Origin of the sequence: Streptomyces justiciae (assembly GCF_015163075.1) — a bacterium.
Lineage (GTDB): Bacteria > Actinomycetota > Actinomycetes > Streptomycetales > Streptomycetaceae > Streptomyces > Streptomyces justiciae.
In genome coordinates this window covers 512677-533993 of sequence record NZ_JADDXU010000003.1, presented here as the reverse complement: position 1 = coordinate 533993, position 21317 = coordinate 512677, and the positions used below count along the sequence as shown (strand labels likewise).

Sequence of the window (21317 nt, the reverse complement as noted above, 5' to 3'; positions counted from 1 at the left end):
CTGTCCTCCCGACGGGTGGCCGATCGACGAGGCGACCCATGGACAGCATGGACAGGGCCGCCGAGCTGATCTGACGGACCGTCAAGATAGAACAGGTTCTAGAAGAAGGGAACGGCGTGGCACCGCCCGTCTCCTGAGCTGACGGTTACCGGTCGAAGTCCAGCTCCACCTTCTCCGTCGCCGGATGCGACTGGCACGCCAGCACATAGCCGGCCTCCGTCTCCTCCGGCTCCAGGGCGAAGTTGCGGTCCATGCGGACCTCGCCGGAGACGAGGAAGGCACGGCAGGTGCCGCAGACCCCGCCCTTGCAGGCGTAGGGGGCGTCGGGGCGGTTGCGCAGGACCGTCTCCAGGAGGGACTCGCCGTCCTGGACGGGCCAGGTGCCGCCGCGGCCGTCGAGCCGGGCGGTGACCGTGCTGTGCGCGGGCGCGGGGGTCGTCGGGGCGGTGGGGGTGCCCGCGTCGACGTGGAAGATCTCCTCGTGGATACGGGTGCGCGCGACGCCGAGCTCCTTGAGGGCCCGCTCCGCGCCCTGCACCAGGCCGAACGGCCCGCACAGGAACCAGCCCGCCACGTCCGCCACCGGCAGCAGCGCGGGCAGCAGTCCGGTCAGCCGCTCACGGTCGAGGCGCCCGGACGGCAGGCCCGCCTGCTGCTCCTCCCGGGACAGGACCGTCACCAGTTGCAGTCGCTCGGGGTAGCGGTCCTTCAGGTCGGCGACCTCGTCCAGGAACATCGTCGAGGCGGCCGTACGGTCGCTGCGGATCAGGCAGAAGCGGGCGGCCGGTTCACGGGCCAGCAGCGTCGAGACGATCGACAGCACCGGCGTGATGCCGCTGCCGCCGACGATCGCCGCGTACAGCCCGGGCGCGGGGGCCAGGGTGAAGCGGCCCGCCGGGGTCATCACCTCCAGCTCGTCGCCGACGTTGATCTCCTTCAGCGCGTACGTCGAGAACGCGCCGCCCTCCACCAGCCGTACGCCGACCCGGAGTTGACGGGGCGCCTCGCCGTGCGGGGCCGGGGAGCAGATGGAGTAGGTGCGGCGGATCTCGGTGCCGTCGGCCCTGCGGCGCAGGGCGAGGTGCTGGCCCGGGGCGTGGCGGTACTCCTCGGCGAGTTCCGGCGGCACGGTGAAGGTGAGGGCGACGGAGTCGTCGGTGAGCCGGTCGACCGCCGCCACCGGGAGCGCGTGGAAGCGGGCCATCACAACTCCTTGAAGTGGTCGAACGGTTCACGGCAGGCCAGGCAGCGGCGCAGCGCCTTGCACGCGGTGGAGGAGAAGCGGCTGAGCAGTTCGGTGTCGGCGGAGCCGCAGTGCGGGCAGTGCACGGGGGGCGTGTCCAGGGTGCGGGTGGTTCCCAAGGTCAGGGGGACCGGTCCCGCGGTCCGCTGCACGCGCGGGGGCGCTATGCCGAACTCCTGGAGTTTGCGGCGGCCTTCGGCCGAGATGTCGTCTGTCGACCAGGCGGGCGTGAGCACCGTGCGGACGGTGACGTCCCGCACGCCGTGCGCGTGCAGGGCCCGCTCTATGTCGAGGGACATCGCCTCGATGGCGGGGCAGCCGGTGTAGGTCGGGGTCAGTTCGACCTCGACGGTGTCGGGGCCGTGGGCGTGCACCGCGCGGACGACGCCGAGCTCCTGGAGGGTGAGCACGGGCAGTTCGGGGTCGGGGACCGCGCCGGCGATCTCCAACAGCTCCGCCTCCAGCGGGGTCGTGGTCACCATGACGCCCCCGGGTGGCTGCGGTGCAGATGCTGCATCTCGGCGAGCATGCGTCCGAACGACTCGGTGTGCAGGCCCTGTCGGCCCGCTCCGGCCGTCCACGCGCCCGTGCGCGGTCCTTCGGGGACCGTGAGCGTGGCGCGGTCGAGGACGGCTGTCACGGACGTGAGCCAGGCCGCCTCCAGTGCCGCCCCGTCGACGTCGAGGCCTGTCACCGGCTGGAACATATCCCCGGTGAACCGCCACAGCGCCGTGCACGCCCGTAGCATCCGCTCCCGGCTCTCGTCGGTGCCGTCGCCGAGCCGCAGGGTCCACTGCTCGGCGTGGTCGCGGTGGTAGGCGACCTCCTTGACGGCCTTCGCGGCGAGCGGCGCGAACGGGCCCTCTCCGGCGGCCAGTTCGGCGTACAGCAGGTGCTGGTAGGTGGAGAAGAAGAGCTGGCGGGCGATGGTGTGGGCGAAGTCGCCGTTCGGCTGCTCCACCAGCTGGAGGTTGCGGAAGGCGCGCTCCTCGCGCAGGTACGCCAGTTCGTCCTCGTCGCCGACCATCGACAGCAGCACCCGGGCCTGGCCGAGCAGGTCCAGGGCGATGTTGGCGAGGGCGACCTCCTCCTCAAGGACGGGCGCGTGGCCGGCCCATTCGCCGAGGCGGTGGGAGAGCACCAGGGCGTCGTCGCCGAGGGCCAGGGCGGCGGTGCGCGTGGTCGCGTCGAGGGTCACGTCGGCGGTCACAGGTGCTTCACCCCCTCCGGGATCTCGTAGAACGTGGGATGGCGGTACGGCTTGTCGGCGGCCGGTTCGAAGAACGGGTCCTTCTCGTCCGGCGAGGACGCGGTGATCGCGGCCGACGGGACGACCCAGATCGAGACGCCCTCGCCGCGCCGGGTGTACAGGTCGCGGGCGTTGCGCAGGGCGAGTTCCGCGTCCGGGGCGTGCAGGCTGCCGGCGTGGGTGTGGGAGAGGCCGCGGCGCGAGCGCACGAAGACCTCCCACAGGGGCCAGTCGGTGTTCGTCATGCCTGCTGCTCTCCCGTCCCGTTGCCGTGCTTGGCGGCGTGGGCCGCCGCTGCCTCCCGTACCCAGGCGCCTTCTTCGTGGGCGCGCCTGCGCTGGGTGATCCGCTGTTCGTTGCAGGGGCCGTTGCCCTTGAGGACGTCCCAGAACTCGGTCCAGTCGATCGGGCCGAAGTCGTGCTGTCCCCGTTCCTCGTTCCACTTCAGGTCCGGGTCGGGGAGGGTCAGGCCGAGGGACTCGGCCTGCGGGACGCAGATGTCGACGAAGCGCTGGCGCAGTTCGTCGTTGGAGTGCCGCTTGATCTTCCAGGCCATCGACTGCGCGGAGTGCGAGGACTCGTCGTCGGGCGGGCCGAACATCATCAGCGACGGCCACCACCAGCGGTCCACCGCGTCCTGCGCCATCGCTTGCTGCACGGGGGTGCCCTTGCTGAGGGCCAGCAGCAGCTCGTAGCCCTGGCGCTGGTGGAAGGACTCCTCCTTGCAGATACGGACCATCGCGCGCGCGTACGGGCCGTAGGAGCAGCGGCACAGGGGGACCTGGTTGGTGATCGCGGCGCCGTCCACGAGCCAGCCGATCGCGCCGACGTCCGCCCAGGTCAGGGTCGGGTAGTTGAAGATCGAGGAGTACTTCTGGCGGCCGGAGTGGAGCTTGTCGAGGAGCTCGTCGCGGCCGGTGCCGAGGGTCTCGGCGGCGCTGTACAGGTACAGGCCGTGACCCGCCTCGTCCTGGACCTTGGCCATCAGGATGGCCTTGCGGCGCAGGCTGGGCGCGCGCGTGATCCAGTTCGCCTCCGGCTGCATGCCGATGATCTCGGAGTGGGCGTGCTGGGCGATCTGGCGGACCAGCGTCGCGCGGTAGGCGTCCGGCATCCAGTCGCGCGGCTCGATGCGCTCGTCGGCGGCCACGGCGGCGTCGAAGGCACGCTCGTACGCGTCCTGACCGGCGGTGTCCGTCCTGTCGTACGCCTGTGCTGCTGTTGCCATGTGGCCCCCTCGACCCCGGTCCCTGCCCGGAGCAAGCTCCCGACCGATCGTTCGGTTCGTCGCATCCATGGTGTGCCGGGCGCCGTAAGGTGTCAACCGCTGTGGATAACCTGCCGGGGTCCCTGTGGACGACAGGGGCCGAGTGACCGGGGTTCGGCTGATGGGCTGTGCCCGGCGGGCGGGCCTGAGTACCGTTCGCGTGCGAGTGCCGTGCCAAGCGGTGGGCGCGGGCGGACAGGACGCCGCAGACACGGTCCGGACATCGGGAAACGGGGCGGAATGGACGCGTACGACACAGGCTCGGAGGCCCGGCACGGGGCCGACGAGCCGCGTGCCCCCGAGCCACCGGCCGAGCCGGCTCCCCCGCTGCCGCTGCACGCCCCGCTCGCGCCCGCCAACCCCCGCACCGGTGTCGCCGCGCTGTCCCTCCGGTACCAGATCGGGGCCGCGCTGGCCCTCGCGATCGTGGCGGTCACCGTCTGTGTGCACCTCGGGATGACCTTCCTGCACGTCGCGCCCGCGAACGCGGTCACCAAGCAGCACGGCAGGGCGATCGAGGACTGGGTCTACCCGGAGTTCGAGCAGAACTGGAAGCTGTTCGCGCCGAACCCGTTGCAGCAGAACATCGCCGTGCAGGTGCGTGCCCAGGTCCTGGCCGCGGACGGCACCGTCCGCACCACCGGCTGGTACGACCTGTCGGCCGAGGACGGCCGGGCCATCGACGGCAATCTGCTGCCCAGCCACACCCAGCAGAACGAGCTGCGCCGGGCCTGGGACTTCTTCACCGCCACGCACGGCACCGACAACCGGCCGGTCGGGCTGCGCGGCGCGCTGTCGGAGACGTATCTGCGCCGGATCGTGGTGATGCGGCTCGACCGGGACGACGCGGCCGGGTCCGGCGGGAGCGTCGAGCGGGTGCAGGTGCGGTCCGTGTCCACCAACGTGCGGCCGCCCGACTGGAGCCAGGAGCAGGTCTCGGACAAGCCCGCCTACCGGGAGCTGCCCTGGTGGGCGGTCACCTCGGACGACCGCGTGGGAGGCGCCCGGTGAACCGGTTCTCCCTCGCGGTCTCCCGGGCCATCGCCCGGATCACCGAGTCGGCGCTCGGCCCGTACCAGGCCGCGGTGGTCCGTATCGGCTTCAGTGCGACCTGGCTGCTGTTCCTGCTGCGCGAGCTCCCGCACCGCCAGGAGCTGTACGGTCCCGACGGGCCCTGGAGCTGGGACCTCGCCGAGCAGCTGATCGCGGGCAACGGCGCGTTCACCGCGCTGATGTGGTCCGACGGACAGTTCTGGTTCGAGCTCGTCTACGGCCTTGCCGTCCTCTCCAGCGCCCTGCTGCTGCTGGGCTGGCGCACCCGCACGATGTCCGCGCTCTTCATGGTCGGCGTGCTCTCGCTGCAGAACCGCAGCATCTTCATGGGCGACGGCGGCGACAACGTCCTGCACCTGATGTGCATCTACCTGGTGTTCACGCGGTGCGGCCAGGTGTGGTCGCTGGACGCGCGCAGGGCACGCGCGCGTGGGGAGCACGCTCCGGACCGGGTCGGGCCCGTCCTGTGGATCGTCCTCGGGCTGGTGCTGATCGCGGCGACCGGCGCGGGCCGGCTCTTCGAGGGCGACCGGTTCGTCCCCACGCTGCTGTGGGCGGTGTGGCTGTCCCTGGGCGTGTGGTGGGCGGTCGAGCGGCTCGCGCGGACCGAGCAGCCACGCATCCTGCTGGACGTCGTCGGCAACATCGTCCACAACGGCGCCCTGCTCGTGATCATGGCCGAGGCGTGTCTGATCTACGCGACGGCCGGCTGGTACAAGATCCAGGGCTCGCGCTGGCAGGACGGCACCGCCGTCTACTACCCGCTGCACCTCGACTACTTCTCACCCTGGCCCGGCCTCGCCGACGCGCTGTCCTCCAGCGCCACCATGGTGCTGCTCATCACCTACGGCACCGTCGCCGTCCAGGTCGCCTTCCCGTTCACACTGTTCAACCGGCGGGTCAAGAACGTCCTGCTGGCCGCCATGATGACCGAGCACGCCGTCATCGCCGTCGTCCTCGGGCTGCCGTTCTTCTCGCTGGCGATGATCGCCGCCGACGCGGTGTTCCTGCCGACGCCGTTCCTGCGCCGGCTGGGCGGCTGGGCGGCACGCGCGCGTGCGCGACTCACGGCCGGGCGGGGCCGTACGACGCTGCCGCAGCCCCGCGCCCCCGAGAGCGCCGAGGAGACGCACGTAGGCTTCACGGCATGACCGACCCCGCCGCTCCCACCGGCCCGGTGGCCGTCTGGCACCGGCTCGCCGACTTCGCCGTCCTGCTCGACGGCTTCCACGCCCTCAAGCACGCGCTGCGCTTCGGGGCCGAGGTGCCGGTGGCGGTCACCACCGACCGCGCGGCCACGCTCACCCTCGCCGACGAGCTGGCCTCCGACGTGCGCGAGAAGCTGGACGCGCTCCTGACGGAGGTCGCGCCGGGGACGTACGAGAACCTCGTGCCGCGCCCGCATCCGACGGGGGTGGCCGCCCTGGCCGTACGGCCGCCCCGCGCGGCGAACCTGGAGGCGCTGGCGCGCGTTCCCCGCCCCGCGCCGGTGGTGGTCCTCGACAACCCGCGCAACCTCGGCAACGCGGGGGCTGTGATCCGGCTGGCGGCGGGATTCGGGGCGACCGGTGTCGTCACCACGGGCACGCTCGACCCCTGGCACCCGACCGTCGTGCGCGGCGGCGCGGGGCTGCACTTCGCGACGGCGGTGGAGCGGGTGACGGTCGAGGAGCTGCCCCCGGGGCCGCTCTACGCCCTCGACCCGGAGGGCGACGACATCCGGGGCGTGAAGCTCCCGGACGACGCCGTCCTCGCCTTCGGCTCGGAGCGCAGCGGGCTGTCCGCCGAGCTACGCGCGCGTGCCGACCATCTGGTGGCGCTGCCGATGAGGCCCCAGGTCTCCAGCTACAACCTCGCGACGAGCGTGGGGATGACGCTGTACCACTGGAGCCTCACGGCGGACTTCTAGGGAGGGTTCCAGGCCTCCCGGGGACTTCTCGGGCAGGCCCTAGGCCTCTCGGCGCACCTCCACGACCCGGAAACGGTTGGCGACGAACGCCCCGTCCGTGAGGGCCGCGTTGGCCGCCGGGTTGCCGCCGGAGCCGTGGAAGTCGGAGAACGCGGCCGTCTGGTTGACGTACACCCCGCCCGTGAGGTTCAGCGACAGCTGCGCGGCCTCGTCGAAGCAGACCTCCTGGACCGCGCGCTCGACCTCGTCGTCGGTCGTGTACGCCCCGACCGTCATCGCGCCCTTCTCGCGGATCGTGCGCCGCAGCAGCTCCACCGCGTCCGCCGCCGAGTCGACCGCGACGGCGAAGGAGACCGGGCCGAAGCACTCGCTCATGTAGGCGGCCTCGTCGTCCGGCTTGGCGCCGTCCAGCTTGACGATGACCGGCGTGCGCACGACCGCGTCCGGGAACTCCGGATTGGCGACCTCCCGGGAGGCGAGGGCGACCTCGCCGAGCCCGGCCGCGGCCTCCAGGCGGGCCTTGACGTCCGGGTTGACGATCGCGCCCAGCAGGGCGTTCGCCCGGGCGTCGTCGCCGAGCAGGCCGTCGACCGAGCGGGCCAGGTCGGCGGCGACCTCGTCGAAGGTCTTGGGGCCCTCGTCGGTGCGGATGCCGTCGCGGGGGATGAGGAGGTTCTGCGGGGTGGTGCACATCTGGCCGCTGTACAGGGACAGTGAGAAGGCCAGGTTGGAGAGCATGCCCTTGTAGTTCGCCGTGGAGTCGACCAGCACGGTGTTGACGCCGGCCTTCTCCGTGTAGACCTGCGCCTGACGGGCGTTGGCCTCCAGCCAGTCGCCGAACGACGTCGAGCCGGTGTAGTCGATGATCCGGATCTCCGGGCGCGTGGCGAGGGTCTTGGCGATGCCCTCACCCGGGCGCTCGGCGGCCAGCGCCACCAGGTTCGGGTCGAATCCGGCACCGGCCAGCACCTCGCGCGCGACCTGGACCGTGAGCGCGAGCGGCAGCACCGCGCGCGGGTGGGGCTTGACCAGGACCGCGTTGCCGGTTGCGAGCGACGCGAACAGGCCCGGGTAGCCGTTCCACGTCGGGAAGGTGTTGCAGCCGATCATCAGGGCGATCCCGCGCGGGACCGGCGTGAACTGCTTGGTCAGCGCGAGCGGGTCGCGCTTGCCCTGGGGCTTGGTCCACTCCGCGGTGTCGGGGGTGCGGACCTGCTCCACGTACGCGTACGCCACCGCCTCCAGGCCGCGGTCCTGCGCGTGCGGGCCGCCCGCCTGGAACGCCATCATGAAGGCCTGGCCGGAGGTGTGCATGACCGCGTGCGCGAACTCGTGCGTCCGGTCGCTGATGCGCTTGAGGATCTCCAGACAGACCACCGCGCGGATCTCCGCGCCCGCCTCCCGCCACGCCTTCTGGCCCGCCTTCATGGCGGGCAGCAGCACGTCCACGTCCGCGTGCGGGTACTCGACGCCCAACTCCGGGCCGTACGGCGACACTTCGCCGGACACCCAGCCGTCCGTGCCGGGCTGGCCGAGGTCGAGGCGGGTGCCGAGGAGGGCGTCGAAGGCCGCCTTGCCCGCCGCCGCGTCCAGGCTGCCGTTCTCGCCGTAGGCCTTCGGGTGCTCGGGGTGCGGGGACCAGTACGCGCGCGTACGGATCGCCTCCAGCGCCTGGTCGAGAGTGGGCCGGTGCTTGGCGATCAGCTCGTGGGCGGTCAGTTCGGCGGCCATGCGGGACCAACTCCTCGTCTGGAGAACTCTTCGTCGAGCTCATGACCTGGGCAGAACCATGGGCAGGAACGGCCAGTCAGAGTTAGAGTAACCGAACGATCGGTCGGGACAAGGGGGTCCGCCGCATCTGTGGAAAACCCCGTGCGGGAGGATCGCGCACATGACAGCACTCGACCTCAGCAGCCCCGTGGCCGTCGTCGGCACCGGCACCATGGGCCAGGGCATCGCCCAGGTCGCGTTGGTCGCCGGCCACCCCGTACGGCTGTACGACACCGCCCCCGGGCGTGCCCAGGACGCGGCCGACGCGATCGGCGCCCGCCTCGACCGGCTCGTCGAGAAGGACCGCCTCACCGGCGCCGACCGGGACGCGGCACGCGCGCGTCTGACGGCCGCCGGCACGCTCGCCGACCTCGCCGACTGCTCCCTGGTGGTCGAGGCCGTCCTGGAGCGGCTGGACGTCAAGCAGGAGCTGTTCCGGGAGCTGGAGGACATCGTCGGCGAGGACTGTCTGCTCGCCACCAACACCTCCTCCCTGTCGGTCACCGCCATCGGCGGCGCCCTGCGCAATCCCGGCCGTCTCGTGGGCCTGCACTTCTTCAACCCCGCCCCGCTGCTGCCGCTCGTCGAGGTCGTCTCCGGGTTCGCCACCGACGTCACGTCGGCCACGCGCGCGTACGAGACGGCACGCGCGTGGGGCAAGACGCCGGTCGCCTGCGCCGACACCCCCGGCTTCATCGTCAACCGCATCGCCCGGCCCTTCTACGCCGAGGCGTTCGCGGTCTACGAGGCCCAGGGCGCCGACCCCGCCACCATCGACGCGGTGCTGCGCGAGTCCGGCGGCTTCAAGATGGGCGCGTTCGAGCTCACCGACCTGATCGGGCAGGACGTCAACGAGTCCGTCACGCACTCGGTGTGGCAGTCCTTCTTCCAGGACGTCCGCTTCACGCCCTCGCTCGCCCAGCGCCGCCTGGTCGAGTCGGGCCGCCTCGGCCGCAAGAGCGGGCACGGCTGGTACGACCACGGCCCCGACGCCGAGCCCGCCGAACCGCACACCGCGGAACCCTCCCAGCCGCCCGCCTACGTCACCGCCGAGGGCGACCTGGGCCCCGCGTCCGAACTGCTCGCCCTGATCCGCGAGGCGGGCATCCAGGTCCGCGAGGACGAGGAGGACCACGGCACGCGGCTGGTGCTGCCCAGCGGCGGCCAGCTGGCGCTCGCCGACGGGCAGACGTCGGTGGAGTTCCGGGACGTGGTCTATTTCGACCTCGCCCTCGACTACCGCCGCGCCACCCGCATCGCCCTGTCCGCCTCCCAGGACACCGCCCCGCAGACCCTCGCCGAGGCCATCGGCCTCTTCCAGGCGCTCGGCAAGGACGTCAGCGTCATCGGCGACGTCCCCGGCATGATCGTCGCCCGCACGGTCGCCCGGATCGTCGACCTCGCGCACGACGCCGTGGCCAAGGGCGTGGCGACCGAGGAGGACATCGACACGGCGATGCGGCTCGGGGTCAACTACCCGCTGGGCCCCTTCGAATGGAGCCGCAGGCTGGGCCGCAACTGGGCCTACGCGCTCCTCGACGACCTGCACCTGCGGGACCCGAGCGGCCGCTACGCCCCGTCCCTCGCGCTGTACCGCCACGCGTACGCCACCGACAAGAGGGAGGGCAGTACGTCATGACCACCGCCAAGCGCGACACGTACACCCCCGAGACGCTGCTGTCCGTCGCCGTGCAGGTCTTCAACGAGCGCGGCTACGACGGCACCTCCATGGAGCACCTCTCCAAGGCGGCCGGGATCTCCAAGTCCTCGATCTACCACCACGTGGCGGGCAAGGAGGAGCTGCTGCGCCGGGCCGTCAGCCGTGCGCTGGACGGCCTGTTCGGCATCCTCGACGAGGAGCACGCACGCGTGGGGCACGCCGCCGAGCGCCTGGAGTACGTGGTGCGGCGCATGGTCGAGGTCCTCATCGCCGAACTCCCCTACGTCACCCTGCTGCTGCGCGTCCGCGGCAACACCGGCACCGAGCGCTGGGCCCTGGAACGCCGCCGCGACTTCGACCACCGGGTCGCCGAACTGCTGAAGGCCGCGGCCGCCGAGGGGGACGTGCGGGGCGACGTGGAGGTACGCCTCGCGACCCGGCTCGTCTTCGGGATGATCAACTCCATCGTGGAGTGGTACCGGCCGGACGGGCGCGGGATGAACGAGCGCGAAGTGGCGGACGCGGTCGCGCAGTTGGTGTTCGGGGGGCTGCGGCGGGGCGCCTGAGTACGCGCGCGCGGGCGGGATGAGTACGGCTCCCGATGCCGGACCGGCCGCGCGCTGGTGAGCTGGGCACATGATCCGGACCGCTCATCGCCACCCCACCTGGTGGAAGGCGCCGCTTGTCGCCTCCCTGCTCGGCCTGCCGTTCCTCGTCCTGGAGTACCGCTGGTTCGCGTCCCATCACGAGACCGGCGCCTTCGGCGGTGTCCTCTACTGGGCGGCCGCTCTCCTCGTGTTCGCGTGGGCTCTGCCGCACCGCCGGGCCCTGCGGGCGACGCGCATGATGGCCGCCGGGGCCGGGCTCGGGTTCGCGCTGCTGCCGATGCTGTGGGTGATGCTCGCGATCACGGCGACGTCCGGAGCCTGACCGCCGCGGCCCGGCCGCTCAGCCCTGCGGCTCCAGGTCCTCCTCCTCGAAGACCAGGAGCGTGCGCGTGCTCAGCACCTCCGGGATCGCCTGGAGGCGGGTGAGGACCAGCTCGCGCAGCGATCTGTTGTCCGGCGTGTGCACCAGCAGAAGGACGTCGAAGTCGCCGCCCACCAGGGCGATGTGGGACGCGCCGGGGAGCTGGCGGAGCTGTTCGCGGACCGTGCGCCAGGTGTTCTGGACGATCTTCAGGGTGATGTACGCCGAGGTGCCCTGGCCCGCGCGTTCGTGGTCGACGCGGGCGCCGAAGCCGCGGATGACGCCGTCCTCGATGAGGCGGTTGATACGCGCGTAGGCGTTCGCGCGGGAGACGTGGACGCGTTCGGCGACGGACCTTATCGAGGCGCGGCCGTCGACCTGGAGCATCTGCAGGATGTCCTGATCGATGGCGTCGAGAGGACGCGGGGGCGGCAGGGGCACGCCGCCCTCCGGGCTTTCGGCCATTTGTTCAGGTGCCATGTCCCCCCGCCTCCCTACCATGGACGTACTGCGTTCATTTCAGGCTGTGGAGAACCGTTTGTCCACAGCCTGAGGGTGCCTGTAGCCAAAATGTGCCGACGACCGAACAATCGGTAGGTGAGGCGCATCACAAGCCGTGACGCGCCTGAAGCCGCTCCCACGAGGAGGTGCCGTCATGACGGTCATGGAGCAGCGGGGCGGGTACCGGCCATCGCCGCCGCCCGCCTGGCAGCCCCGTACCGACCCCGCGCCGCTGCTGCCCGACGCGGAGCCGTACCGCGTCCTCGGCACCGAGGCCGCCGGGAAGGCCGACCCCGGCCTGCTGCGCCGCCTCTACGCCGAACTGGTGCGCGGCCGTCGGTACAACGCGCAGGCGACCGCCCTCACCAAGCAGGGCCGCCTCGCCGTCTACCCCTCCAGCACCGGCCAGGAGGCCTGCGAGGTCGCCGCCGCGCTGGTCCTTCAGGACCGTGACTGGCTCTTCCCCAGCTACCGCGACACCCTCGCCGCCGTCGCCCGGGGCCTCGACCCCGTCGAGGCGCTCACGCTGCTGCGCGGCGACTGGCACACCGGCTACGACCCGCACGAGCACCGGGTCGCCCCCCTGTGCACCCCGCTCGCCACCCAGCTCCCGCACGCCGTGGGCCTCGCGCACGCCGCCCGCCTCAAGGGCGACGACGTGGTGGCGCTCGCCATGGTCGGCGACGGCGGCACCAGCGAGGGCGACTTCCACGAGGCGCTGAACTTCGCCGCCGTCTGGCAGGCGCCGGTCGTCTTCCTCGTCCAGAACAACGGCTTCGCGATCTCCGTTCCGCTCGCCAAGCAGACCGCGGCCCCGTCGCTGGCCCACAAGGCCGTCGGCTACGGCATGCCCGGCCGGCTGGTCGACGGCAACGACGCGGCGGCCGTGCACGAGGTCCTCGCCGACGCCGTACGGCACGCGCGCGCGGGCGGCGGCCCCACTCTCGTCGAGGCCATCACGTACCGCGTGGAGGCCCACACCAACGCCGACGACGCGACCCGCTACCGCGGCGACGCCGAGGTCGACGCCTGGCGCGACCACGACCCGATCAAGCTCCTCGAACACGAGCTCACCACGCGCGGCCTCCTCGACGACGCCGGCATCCAGGCCGCCCGCGACGCCGCCGAGACCATGGCCGCCGACCTGCGCGAGCGCATGAACCAGGACCCGGTCCTCGACCCCATGGACCTGTTCGCCCACGTCTACGCCGAACCCACCCCGCAACTGCTCGAACAGCGCGCCCAGTTGCAGGCCGAGCTGGAAGCCGAGGGGGAGACTCCATGACCACCGTCGCGGTGAAGCCCGCCACTATGGCGCAGGCCCTCACGCGCGCGATGCGCGACGCGATGGCCGCCGACCCCACCGTCCACGTCATGGGCGAGGACGTCGGCACCCTCGGCGGCGTCTTCCGCGTCACCGACGGCCTCGCCAAGGAGTTCGGCGAGGACCGCTGCACCGACACCCCGCTCGCCGAGGCCGGCATCCTCGGCACCGCCGTCGGCATGGCGATGTACGGGCTCCGGCCGGTCGTGGAGATGCAGTTCGACGCGTTCGCCTACCCGGCGTTCGAGCAGCTCATCAGCCATGTCGCCCGCATGCGCAACCGGACGCGCGGCACCATGCCGCTGCCGATCACCATCCGCGTCCCCTACGGCGGCGGCATCGGCGGCGTGGAGCACCACAGTGACTCCTCCGAGGCGTACTACCTGGCGACCCCGGGGCTCCATGTCGTCACGCCCGCGACCGTCGCCGACGCCTACGGCCTGCTGCGCGCCGCGATCGCCTCCGACGACCCGGTCGTCTTCCTCGAACCCAAGCGCCTGTACTGGTCGAAGGACTCCTGGAACCCGGACGAGCCGCAGAGCGTTGAACCGATCGGCCGCGCGGTGGTGCGGCGCTCGGGCCGGAGCGCCACGCTCATCACGTACGGGCCGTCCGTACCCGTCTGCCTCGAAGCCGCCGAGGCGGCCCGGGCCGAGGGGTGGGACCTCGAAGTCGTCGACCTGCGCTCCCTGGTGCCGTTCGACGACGAGACGGTCTGCGCCTCGGTACGGCGGACCGGACGCGCGGTCGTCGTACACGAGTCGGGCGGGTTCGGCGGCCCGGGCGGGGAGATCGCGGCCCGTGTCACGGAGCGCTGCTTCCATCATCTGGAAGCGCCGGTGCTGCGCGTGGCCGGGTTCGACATTCCCTACCCGCCGCCGATGCTGGAGCGTCACCACCTGCCCGGCGTGGACCGGATCCTGGACGCCGTGGGGCGTCTGCAATGGGAGGCCGAGAGCTGATGGCACAGGTGCTGGAGTTCAAGCTCCCCGACCTCGGGGAGGGGCTCACCGAGGCGGAGATCGTCCGCTGGCTGGTGGAGGTCGGTGACGTCGTCGCCGTCGACCAGCCGGTCGTCGAGGTCGAGACCGCCAAGGCGTTGGTCGACGTGCCCTGCCCCTACGGCGGTGTCGTCACCGCCCGCTTCGGCGAGGAGGGCACGGAACTGCCCGTGGGCGCACCGCTGATCACCGTCGCGGTGGGCGCGCCCGCTTCCGCCGCGCCCACCGAGGACACGGGCGCGAAGACCGAGGGCTCTGGGAACGTGCTGGTGGGATACGGCACTTCGGAGGCACCGGCGCGACGCCGAAGGGTACGTCCGGCGCAGCCACCGGCCGGGGGCGCGGCGAACGGGACGGGTGCGCGTAAGGGTCCTGCTGCGGACGAGGCGTCTGCCGCGCGTGAGGTGTCCGCCGCGCGGGAGATGCCTGGCGCGCGTGAGGTGACTGCCACGCGTGAGGTGCCGGAAGGGCCCGTGCCGGTCATCTCGCCCCTCGTGCGGCGCCTCGCCCGCGAGAACGGACTGGATCTGCGGGAGTTGACCGGCTCCGGCCCCGAGGGGCTGATCCTGCGGGCGGACGTGGAGTACGCGCTGCGGGCGGCGACGGCCCAGGGGCGCACCGCCTCCGCGCCGACCGCCGCTCCGGAGACGACGCCCTTGCCTGCCGCCCCGGCCGTCACCGGCCCCGCCGCCGGAGGCATCCGCACCCCCCTCAAGGGCATCCGCGGTGCCGTCGCCGACAAGCTGTCCCGCAGTCGGCGTGAGATCCCCGACGCCACCTGCTGGGTCGACGCCGACGCGACCGAACTCATGCGGGCGCGTGCCGCGATGAACGCCGCCGGGGGACCGAAGATCTCCCTGCTCGCCCTGCTGGCCCGCATCTGCACGGCGGCGCTGGCCCGTTATCCCGAGCTCAACTCCACGGTCGACATGGCGGCGAGGGAGGTCGTCCAGCTCGACCAGGTGCACCTCGGCTTCGCCGCGCAGACCGAGCGCGGGCTCGTCGTGCCGGTGGTCCGGGACGCCCATGCGCGGGACGCGGAGTCGCTGACCGCGGAGTTCGCCCGGTTGACCGAGGCGGCCCGCACCGGCACCCTCACCCCCGGCGAACTCACCGGCGGGACCTTCACGTTGAACAACTACGGCGTCTTCGGCGTCGACGGCTCCACGCCGATCATCAACCACCCTGAGGCCGCGATGCTCGGCGTCGGCCGCATCATCCCCAAGCCGTGGGTGCACGAGGGCGAGCTGGCGGTCCGGCAGGTCGTCCAGCTGTCGCTCACCTTCGACCACCGCGTCTGCGACGGCGGCACGGCGGGCGGCTTCCTGCGATACGTGGCGGACTGCGTCGAACAACCGGCGGTGCTGCTGCGCACGCTGTGAACGCGGGGGTGCCGGTGGACGTTTGGTGATCGCCGCGGTGGCACTGCGCGCCGTCCGACGGCGGCGGTGCCGCTGGGGCGCGCGGTGGTTGCTGTGGTGGCGCTGCACGCCGTCTGACGGCTGTGATGCCGCTGGCGCGCGGTGATCGTCATGGCGCCGCTGTGCCCCGTCTGACGGCTGCGGTGCCGCCGCGCACTCGGTGATCGATACGGTGGCGCCACGCGGCCGGCGATCGTGGCGGCGTCGCCACGCGGCCGGCGGTCCGGCGGGGGGCGTCGCGCGGCTGACGGGCCGGAGCAGAGGCGCCGTACGGCGGCGGTCCGCAGCGGTGGCGCCGCACGCCTTGCGATGAGGCCTGTGCTGCCGCGCACCCCCTGCGAGTGCAGGGCCGCCGCGATCACCGAGCCCCAAGCGCCCCCCGATCACCGAGCCCCAAGCGCCCCCCGATCACGGAGCCCCACCCGTCCTCTCCGATTGCGGCGCCCCCCACGCGTTCCCTGTGATCGCGGTGGCCCGCATACTCGGAGGGTGACCTCGTACGAGCCCGCGGGCGCCGCCGGTGCTGATCTCGCGTACGACGCCGTCGTGCTCGCCGGGGGTGCCGCTCGGCGGCTCGGTGGTGTGGACAAGCCCGGCGTGCGTGTGGGCGGGCGGGCGCTGCTGGAGCGGGTCCTGGCCGCCTGCGCCGACGCCCGTACCACCGTCGTCGTCGCCGACCCCCGCCCGACCGCACGGGCCGTCACCTGGGCCCGCGAGGACCCGCCCGGCGGCGGTCCCGTCGCCGCCCTTGGCGCCGGGCTCCACCCCACCACCGCGCGGGACGTCGTCGTCCTCTCCGCCGACCTGCCCTTCCTCACCGCGGACACCGTCCGCCGTCTGCTGACCGCCCTTCGCGCGGCCGGCACCGACGGAGCGCTGCTCACCGACGCCGACGGCCGCGACCAACCCCTCGTCGCCGCCTACCGCGCCTCCGCACTGCGCCGCGAGCTCACCACGCTCGCCGATGCGCACGACGGCCTCACCGGGCTGCCCCTGCGCCGGCTCACCGCCGGACTCCACCTCACCCGTGTCCCGGACCCCGTCGCGTCCTTCGACTGCGACACCTGGGACGACATCGCCGCCGCCAGGGCACGTATCAGGGAGCATGGACCCGTGCTGGATGAATGGATCTCCGCAGTCAAGGACGAGCTGGGCATCGAACTCGACGTCGACACCGGCGTCCTGCTCGACCTCGCCCGCGACGCCGCCCACAACGTGGCCAGGCCCGGGGCGCCGCTGACCACGTTCCTCGTCGGCTACGCGGCCGCGCAGGCCGGGGGAGGCCCCGAGGCGGTCGCCGACGCCGCCCGCAAGGCCACCGCCCTCGCCCTCGCCTGGCCCGACGAAGAGCCCTCCGATGCCAAGCCGAGCGACGCCCAGCCCGGTACGGACGCCGGATGACCGCCCGCTCCACCCGGACCGGCGCGGAGACCGACGCCGAGGACCTGGACGTCGAGGAGGTGCTCGCCCTCGTGAACGACCGCCGCGACACAGGCCGTACCCCGGGCCGTGCCTCGGGCGAGCAGGTGCCCCCGCCCACCGGGCCGACGCAGAGCGACGCCGCCCGCAAGTCCGACGCCCACCACCGCGCCACCCCCTGGCCCCAGGCCCGGGACATCGCAGCGCGGGCCGCCCGCGCCGCCCGAGTTGCCCAGGCCGCTGATGCCGCCCGAGCCGCCGGAGCCCCCCGTTCCGGCACCCCGACCAGCCACCGCGCCCCCACCCCCGTCCCCCTCGACGCCGCCCTCGGCCTCACCCTGGCCGCCCCCCTCACCGCCCTCACCGACCTCCCCTCCTTCGACACCTCCGCGATGGACGGCTGGGCGGTCGCCGGACCGGGACCGTGGGACGTACGGGACGAGGGTGTGCTCGCCGGGCACGCCGAGCCGCAGCCGCTCAGCGACGGTGAGGCCGTCCGGATCGCCACCGGCGCCCGCATCCCCCCGGACACCACCGCGGTCCTGCGCAGCGAGCACGGCCGTACCGACACCCAGGGCCGGCTGCACGCCACCCGCGAGACCAAGCACGGCCAGGACATCCGCCCGCGCGGCCAGGAGTGCCGCAACGGCGACCAACTCCTGCCCGTCGGCACCCTCGTGACGCCGGCCGTCCTCGGGCTCGCCGCTGCCGCCGGGTACGACACCCTCACCGCCGTCCCCCGCCCCCGCGTCGAAGTCCTCGTCCTGGGCGACGAGTTGCTCACCGCGGGCCTCCCGCGCGAGGGCCTGATCCGGGACGCGCTCGGCCCGATGCTGCCGCCCTGGCTGCGCGCACTCGGCGCCGAGGTCATCGCCGTACGCCGACTCGGCGACGACGCCGAGGCCCTGCACAAGGCGATCACCACCTCCGACGCCGACCTCGTCGTCACCACGGGCGGGACCGCCGCCGGCCCCGTCGACCATGTGCACCCCACGCTCCAACGCATCGGCGCCGAACTCCTGGTCAACGGAGTCAAGGTGCGCCCCGGGCACCCGATGCTGCTGGCCCGTATCAAGGAGAACCAGCACCTCGTCGGCCTGCCCGGCAACCCCCTCGCCGCCGTCTCCGGGCTGCTCACGCTCGCCGAGCCGCTGCTGCGGACCCTTGCCGCCCACCCCGCCCCGGAGCCGTACGCGCTGCCGCTGCGGGACGAGGTCCACGGCCATCCGCATGACACCCGGCTCATCCCCGTCGTCCTGCGCGGTGACAGCGCCGTCCCGCTGCACTACAACGGCCCGGCCATGCTGCGCGGCATCGCGGCGGCCGACGCCCTGGCCGTCGTACCGCCTGGCGGTGCCCGTGCGGGTCAGGAGCTGGAACTCCTCGACCTGCCCTGGGCGTCCGCCGGAATCGGGGTGTGTTTCACGTGAAACTTCCGGGCCATGACGCGATCGCCCGCCAGGCGGACGAACATCTCGTGACCCACCGGGTGAAACTGCCGCGCAAAGTGGTGGAGCACCCGTTCCGGCAGGTCGCCAAGCGGGTCCTCATGGCGCTGCTGGTGCTCTCGGCGACCGCGCTGCTCGTGTACTTCGACCACGAGGGCTACAACGACAACTCCGACGGCTCGGTCGACTTCCTCGACGCCTGGTACTACGCGACCGTCACCCTCTCCACCACCGGATACGGCGACATCACCCCGGTCAGCGACGGGGCCCGGCTCACCAACATCTTCGTCATCACGCCCCTGCGCGTGCTGTTCCTGATCATCCTGGTCGGCACCACGCTCGAAGTCCTCACCGAGCGCACCCGGGAGGAATGGCGGCTCAACCGCTGGAGGTCCACCTTGCGTGACCACACCGTCGTCGTCGGCTTCGGGACCAAGGGACGGTCGGCGATCCAGACCGTCTGCGCGACGGGGCTGAGGAAGGAGCAGGTGGTCGTGGTCGACCCCAGCTCCAAGGTGATCGACGCCGCGACCGCCGAAGGGTACGCGGGCGTCATAGGGGACGCGACGCGCAGCGAGGTGCTGAAGCGGGCCGAGGTGCACAAGGCCCGGAAGATCATCATCGCGACACAGCGGGACGACACCGCCGTCCTCGTCACCCTCACCGCCCGGCAGCTCAACAAGGGCGCCAAGATCGTGGCCGCGGTGCGGGAGGAGGAGAACGCGCCCCTGCTCAAGCAGTCCGGCGCGGACGCCGTCATCACCAGCGCGAGCGCGGCCGGACGGCTGCTCGGGCTGTCCGTGCTGAGCCCGGCCGCCGGCATGGTGATGGAGGACCTCATCCAGCAGGGCAGCGGGCTCGACATCGTCGAACGGCCGGTCATAAAGGCCGAGGTGGGCCGCAGGCCGCGGGAGACCGACGACCTGGTGGTGAGTGTCGTACGAGGTCATCGGGTGCTCGGCTACGACGATCCGGACGTCGGGACGCTGGAGCTGACGGACCGGCTGATCACGATCGTGCGGGCGACGCCGGGTACGCAGATCGCACCCGACGTCCGGCCCCTCGTACAGGAGTGAGCACAGGAGTGATCACTTGCGGTTGTAGAGCCGCATGGTGATCGGTCCGAAGACGGCGACGAACAGGCCCGCCCACCCCAGCGACCAGGCGACCTCGTCGGCGGGCCAGTCGCCCGCCATCAGCCCTCGTACGGCCGAGGACAGATGGGTGATCGGGCTGTTGTTGACGAAGGCCTGGAGCCAGCCCGGCATGGTCCTCGGGTCGACGAACACGTTGGACAGGAAGGTCAGCGGGAAGATCACCATCATGCTGACGCCCATCACCGACTTCTCGGTGCGCAGCAGCAGCCCGAACATGGTCCAGATCCACGAGAACGCGAACGAGAAGGCCACCAGCAGCGCGATCCCCGCGAGGACGCCGCCGACCCCGCCGTCCGGGCGGTAGCCGATGATCATGCCGACGACGAGCATCACGACCGACGCGATCGTGTAGCGCAGGGCGTCGCCCAGCAGATAGCCGACCATCGTCGACGGCCGCCAGATCGGCAGCGACCGGAACCGGTCGAAGACGCCCTTCTCGATGTCGGTGTTCACGGAGACGCCCGTGTACATCGTGATCATCACGACCGACATCACCAGGATGCCCGGCAGCAGGAACTGGATGTACTCCTTCGGGGAGCCGGCCAGGGCACCCCCGAACAGGTACGTGTACATCAGCACCATCATGATCGGGAACGCGGTGACGTCGAAGAGCTGCTCCGGGACGTGCTTGATCTTGAGGATCGCCCGCCAGCCGAAGGTGAGGGAGGCCGAGAGCGCGCTGGGGCGCGGCGGCCGCTCCCCGGCGACCAGCAGAGCGGCCAGCGACTCGGCGCTGACGGGGGCGAGGTCCTTGGCCTCGGTGGTGGTCGCGGTGCTCATGCCGCCGCCTCTTCCTTCGCGTCGGGGGCTTCGTGGGTGTCGTGTCCGGTGAGGGCGAGGAAGACCTCGTCCAGGCTGGGCTGGCCCAGCGAGAAGTTGTCGACGGTGATGCCGGTGCGGGCGAGTTCGGCGAGCGCGCGGGAGGCCTGTTCGGCCGCGGAGTCGCCGGCCCCGGACAGCCGTGCCGTGAGCGCCACCGGGTCCGGCTCCTGCTGTACGTCCGTGTCGAGCGCGAGCCTCAGCACCCGCTCCGCCTCCGGCCGCTGCCCCGGATCGCGCAGCCGCAGATGCACGGACCCGGCGCCGACGGACGCCTTCAGCTCGCCCTTGGTGCCCTCGGCGATCACCCGGCCGCGGTCGATGACGGCGATCCGGGACGCCAGCTGGTCGGCCTCGTCCAGGTACTGCGTGGTCAGCAGCACGGTGGTGCCCTGGGCGACGACCGCGCGCACGATGTCCCACACCTGGTTGCGGCTGCGCGGGTCGAGGCCGGTCGTCGGCTCGTCGAGGAACAGCAGGTCGGGGGTGTTGAGGATGGACGCGGCGATGTCGATACGGCGCCGCATGCCGCCCGAGTAGTGCTTGACCTGCTTCGCGGCCGCGTCCGTCAGCCCGAAGGCCTCCAGGAGCTGCCCGGCCCGCAGCCGGGCGGCCTTCTTGTGGTGGCCGAGGAGGCGGCCGAGCAGGACCAGGTTCTCCAGGCCGGTGAGGTCCTCGTCGACGGAGGCGTACTGGCCGGTGAGGCTCACCCTGCCGCGCACCTCGTCGGCCTCGCGGACCACGTCGTGGCCGAAGACGTGGGCCTCGCCGCCGTCGGGTCGGAGCAGGGTGGCGAGCATCTTCACGGTGGTCGTCTTGCCGGCGCCGTTCGGACCGAGGACGCCGTAGACCGTGCCGGCCGGGACGGCGAGGTCGACTCCGTCGACGGCCCGGGTCTCACCGAACGTCTTCACCAGTCCCGCGGTCTCGATGGCCAGGCCGGAGGTGTGCTGGCTCATGGTGGGGTGTCCTTCCGCGTGCTGTGGGCCGTACAGGCGCTGTGGGCTGGAGCGTGCTTGGGCTACGCATGGGGAGACCTTTACGGTCGCGCAAACTCATCGGTGCCGCACAGGGATTTCCGGGTGGCCCCGTCAAAAGGCCGAGTGA

At 72.3% G+C, this 21317-nt stretch carries 21 protein-coding genes; 12 read left to right on the top strand and 9 right to left on the bottom strand.

Annotated elements, in window-relative coordinates; all coding sequences use genetic code 11:
* Window positions 1-145: 145 nt before the first annotated feature.
* Genes IQ210_RS10770 through paaA form a run of 5 tightly spaced genes read right to left on the bottom strand, consistent with a single transcriptional unit; the run spans window position 146 to window position 3720 of the window.
* Window positions 146-1204, bottom strand: coding sequence for a 2Fe-2S iron-sulfur cluster-binding protein (locus tag IQ210_RS10770; protein WP_194078685.1), 1059 nt, complete (start codon window positions 1202-1204; stop codon window positions 146-148).
* Window positions 1204-1725: a 1,2-phenylacetyl-CoA epoxidase subunit PaaD gene (gene paaD / locus IQ210_RS10765; RefSeq protein ID WP_194078684.1), complete on the bottom strand. Its 522-nt coding sequence runs from the start codon at window positions 1723-1725 to the stop codon at window positions 1204-1206. The genes IQ210_RS10770 and paaD overlap by 1 nt, the downstream gene beginning before the upstream one ends.
* Entirely contained in the window at window positions 1719-2453 is a 735-nt protein-coding gene (gene paaC / locus IQ210_RS10760; RefSeq protein WP_322656341.1) for a 1,2-phenylacetyl-CoA epoxidase subunit PaaC, read from the bottom strand. Before paaC ends, paaD begins: the two co-directional genes overlap by 7 nt.
* On the bottom strand, window positions 2450-2737 hold the full coding sequence (gene paaB / locus IQ210_RS10755; protein ID WP_037614825.1) for a 1,2-phenylacetyl-CoA epoxidase subunit PaaB: 288 nt from the start codon (window positions 2735-2737) through the stop codon (window positions 2450-2452). The genes paaC and paaB overlap by 4 nt, the downstream gene beginning before the upstream one ends.
* Window positions 2734-3720, bottom strand: a complete 987-nt coding sequence (paaA, locus tag IQ210_RS10750) for a 1,2-phenylacetyl-CoA epoxidase subunit PaaA (protein WP_194078683.1) — start codon at window positions 3718-3720, stop codon at window positions 2734-2736. Before paaA ends, paaB begins: the two co-directional genes overlap by 4 nt.
* Before the next feature lie 279 nt (window positions 3721-3999).
* On the opposite strand from paaA, the gene IQ210_RS10745 reads away from it, so the two are divergent.
* Genes IQ210_RS10745 through IQ210_RS10735 form a run of 3 tightly spaced genes read left to right on the top strand, consistent with a single transcriptional unit; the run spans window position 4000 to window position 6721 of the window.
* Window positions 4000-4770 (top strand): DUF5819 family protein, encoded by a 771-nt coding sequence (locus IQ210_RS10745; protein WP_194078682.1) that lies wholly within the window; start codon window positions 4000-4002, stop codon window positions 4768-4770.
* Entirely contained in the window at window positions 4767-5963 is a 1197-nt protein-coding gene (locus IQ210_RS10740; protein WP_194078681.1) for an HTTM domain-containing protein, read from the top strand. Before IQ210_RS10745 ends, IQ210_RS10740 begins: the two co-directional genes overlap by 4 nt.
* A complete protein-coding gene (locus IQ210_RS10735; protein WP_194078680.1) occupies window positions 5960-6721 on the top strand; it encodes a TrmH family RNA methyltransferase in 762 nt (253 codons plus the stop codon). The genes IQ210_RS10740 and IQ210_RS10735 overlap by 4 nt, the downstream gene beginning before the upstream one ends.
* A 39-nt stretch (window positions 6722-6760) precedes the next feature.
* Here IQ210_RS10735 and paaN read toward each other — a convergent pair whose 3' ends face one another.
* A complete protein-coding gene (gene paaN, locus IQ210_RS10730; RefSeq protein WP_194078679.1) occupies window positions 6761-8452 on the bottom strand; it encodes a phenylacetic acid degradation protein PaaN in 1692 nt (563 codons plus the stop codon).
* A 160-nt stretch (window positions 8453-8612) separates the two neighbouring features.
* Between paaN and IQ210_RS10725 the strand changes: the two genes are divergently transcribed.
* From IQ210_RS10725 to IQ210_RS10715, 3 genes are all read left to right on the top strand, one after another.
* Complete coding sequence (locus IQ210_RS10725; protein WP_194078678.1) at window positions 8613-10130, top strand: 3-hydroxyacyl-CoA dehydrogenase; 1518 nt, start codon at window positions 8613-8615, stop codon at window positions 10128-10130.
* Window positions 10127-10717 carry a TetR/AcrR family transcriptional regulator gene (locus IQ210_RS10720; protein WP_194078677.1) on the top strand — a complete coding sequence of 197 codons (591 nt, stop codon included), beginning with the start codon at window positions 10127-10129 and terminating at the stop codon, window positions 10715-10717. The genes IQ210_RS10725 and IQ210_RS10720 overlap by 4 nt, the downstream gene beginning before the upstream one ends.
* A gap of 70 nt (window positions 10718-10787) precedes the next feature.
* Window positions 10788-11081 (top strand): hypothetical protein, encoded by a 294-nt coding sequence (locus tag IQ210_RS10715; RefSeq protein WP_194078676.1) that lies wholly within the window; start codon window positions 10788-10790, stop codon window positions 11079-11081.
* 18 nt (window positions 11082-11099) lie between these two features.
* Here the strand turns inward: IQ210_RS10715 and IQ210_RS10710 are convergent, their stop codons facing one another.
* The gene (locus tag IQ210_RS10710; RefSeq protein WP_194078967.1) at window positions 11100-11585 is read right to left on the bottom strand and encodes an Lrp/AsnC family transcriptional regulator; all 486 of its coding nucleotides are present in this window, start codon (window positions 11583-11585) and stop codon (window positions 11100-11102) included.
* Window positions 11586-11775: 190 nt separating this feature from the next.
* Between IQ210_RS10710 and pdhA the strand changes: the two genes are divergently transcribed.
* The 6 genes from pdhA (at window position 11776) to IQ210_RS10680 (ending at window position 19310) form a co-directional block, all read left to right on the top strand.
* A complete protein-coding gene (gene pdhA, locus IQ210_RS10705) occupies window positions 11776-12906 on the top strand; it encodes a pyruvate dehydrogenase (acetyl-transferring) E1 component subunit alpha (protein WP_194078675.1) in 1131 nt (376 codons plus the stop codon).
* Window positions 12903-13907, top strand: coding sequence for an alpha-ketoacid dehydrogenase subunit beta (locus IQ210_RS10700; protein WP_194078674.1), 1005 nt, complete (start codon window positions 12903-12905; stop codon window positions 13905-13907). Before pdhA ends, IQ210_RS10700 begins: the two co-directional genes overlap by 4 nt.
* Entirely contained in the window at window positions 13907-15328 is a 1422-nt protein-coding gene (locus IQ210_RS10695) for a dihydrolipoamide acetyltransferase family protein (RefSeq protein WP_194078673.1), read from the top strand. Before IQ210_RS10700 ends, IQ210_RS10695 begins: the two co-directional genes overlap by 1 nt.
* Window positions 15329-15856: 528 nt before the next feature.
* Window positions 15857-16768 carry an NTP transferase domain-containing protein gene (locus tag IQ210_RS10690; RefSeq protein WP_194078672.1) on the top strand — a complete coding sequence of 304 codons (912 nt, stop codon included), beginning with the start codon at window positions 15857-15859 and terminating at the stop codon, window positions 16766-16768.
* On the top strand, window positions 16765-18216 hold the full coding sequence (locus IQ210_RS10685) for a molybdopterin molybdotransferase MoeA (protein WP_194078671.1): 1452 nt from the start codon (window positions 16765-16767) through the stop codon (window positions 18214-18216). Before IQ210_RS10690 ends, IQ210_RS10685 begins: the two co-directional genes overlap by 4 nt.
* Window positions 18213-19310: a potassium channel family protein gene (locus tag IQ210_RS10680; protein WP_194078670.1), complete on the top strand. Its 1098-nt coding sequence runs from the start codon at window positions 18213-18215 to the stop codon at window positions 19308-19310. The genes IQ210_RS10685 and IQ210_RS10680 overlap by 4 nt, the downstream gene beginning before the upstream one ends.
* Window positions 19311-19322: 12 nt before the next feature.
* Here IQ210_RS10680 and IQ210_RS10675 read toward each other — a convergent pair whose 3' ends face one another.
* Window positions 19323-20171: an ABC transporter permease gene (locus IQ210_RS10675; protein WP_194078669.1), complete on the bottom strand. Its 849-nt coding sequence runs from the start codon at window positions 20169-20171 to the stop codon at window positions 19323-19325.
* On the bottom strand, window positions 20168-21169 hold the full coding sequence (locus IQ210_RS10670) for an ATP-binding cassette domain-containing protein (protein WP_194078668.1): 1002 nt from the start codon (window positions 21167-21169) through the stop codon (window positions 20168-20170). The genes IQ210_RS10675 and IQ210_RS10670 overlap by 4 nt, the downstream gene beginning before the upstream one ends.
* Between the last annotated feature and the right edge of the window lie 148 nt (window positions 21170-21317).

What these genes read in the sequence shown, in the direction of transcription:
- IQ210_RS10770 (WP_194078685.1), bottom strand. Translation starts at nt 1,204, where the DNA reads ATGGCCCGCTTCCACGCGCTCCCGGTGGCGGCGGTCGACCGGCTCACC.
- paaD (WP_194078684.1), bottom strand. Translation starts at nt 1,725, where the DNA reads ATGGTGACCACGACCCCGCTGGAGGCGGAGCTGTTGGAGATCGCCGGC.
- paaB (WP_037614825.1), bottom strand. Translation starts at nt 2,737, where the DNA reads ATGACGAACACCGACTGGCCCCTGTGGGAGGTCTTCGTGCGCTCGCGC.
- paaA (WP_194078683.1), bottom strand. Translation starts at nt 3,720, where the DNA reads ATGGCAACAGCAGCACAGGCGTACGACAGGACGGACACCGCCGGTCAG.
- IQ210_RS10745 (WP_194078682.1), top strand. Translation starts at nt 4,000, where the DNA reads ATGGACGCGTACGACACAGGCTCGGAGGCCCGGCACGGGGCCGACGAG.
- IQ210_RS10735 (WP_194078680.1), top strand. Translation starts at nt 5,960, where the DNA reads ATGACCGACCCCGCCGCTCCCACCGGCCCGGTGGCCGTCTGGCACCGG.
- paaN (WP_194078679.1), bottom strand. Translation starts at nt 8,452, where the DNA reads ATGGCCGCCGAACTGACCGCCCACGAGCTGATCGCCAAGCACCGGCCC.
- IQ210_RS10725 (WP_194078678.1), top strand. Translation starts at nt 8,613, where the DNA reads ATGACAGCACTCGACCTCAGCAGCCCCGTGGCCGTCGTCGGCACCGGC.
- IQ210_RS10720 (WP_194078677.1), top strand. Translation starts at nt 10,127, where the DNA reads ATGACCACCGCCAAGCGCGACACGTACACCCCCGAGACGCTGCTGTCC.
- IQ210_RS10715 (WP_194078676.1), top strand. Translation starts at nt 10,788, where the DNA reads ATGATCCGGACCGCTCATCGCCACCCCACCTGGTGGAAGGCGCCGCTT.
- IQ210_RS10710 (WP_194078967.1), bottom strand. Translation starts at nt 11,585, where the DNA reads ATGGCCGAAAGCCCGGAGGGCGGCGTGCCCCTGCCGCCCCCGCGTCCT.
- pdhA (WP_194078675.1), top strand. Translation starts at nt 11,776, where the DNA reads ATGACGGTCATGGAGCAGCGGGGCGGGTACCGGCCATCGCCGCCGCCC.
- IQ210_RS10700 (WP_194078674.1), top strand. Translation starts at nt 12,903, where the DNA reads ATGACCACCGTCGCGGTGAAGCCCGCCACTATGGCGCAGGCCCTCACG.
- IQ210_RS10695 (WP_194078673.1), top strand. Translation starts at nt 13,907, where the DNA reads ATGGCACAGGTGCTGGAGTTCAAGCTCCCCGACCTCGGGGAGGGGCTC.
- IQ210_RS10685 (WP_194078671.1), top strand. Translation starts at nt 16,765, where the DNA reads ATGACCGCCCGCTCCACCCGGACCGGCGCGGAGACCGACGCCGAGGAC.
- IQ210_RS10675 (WP_194078669.1), bottom strand. Translation starts at nt 20,171, where the DNA reads ATGAGCACCGCGACCACCACCGAGGCCAAGGACCTCGCCCCCGTCAGC.
- IQ210_RS10670 (WP_194078668.1), bottom strand. Translation starts at nt 21,169, where the DNA reads ATGAGCCAGCACACCTCCGGCCTGGCCATCGAGACCGCGGGACTGGTG.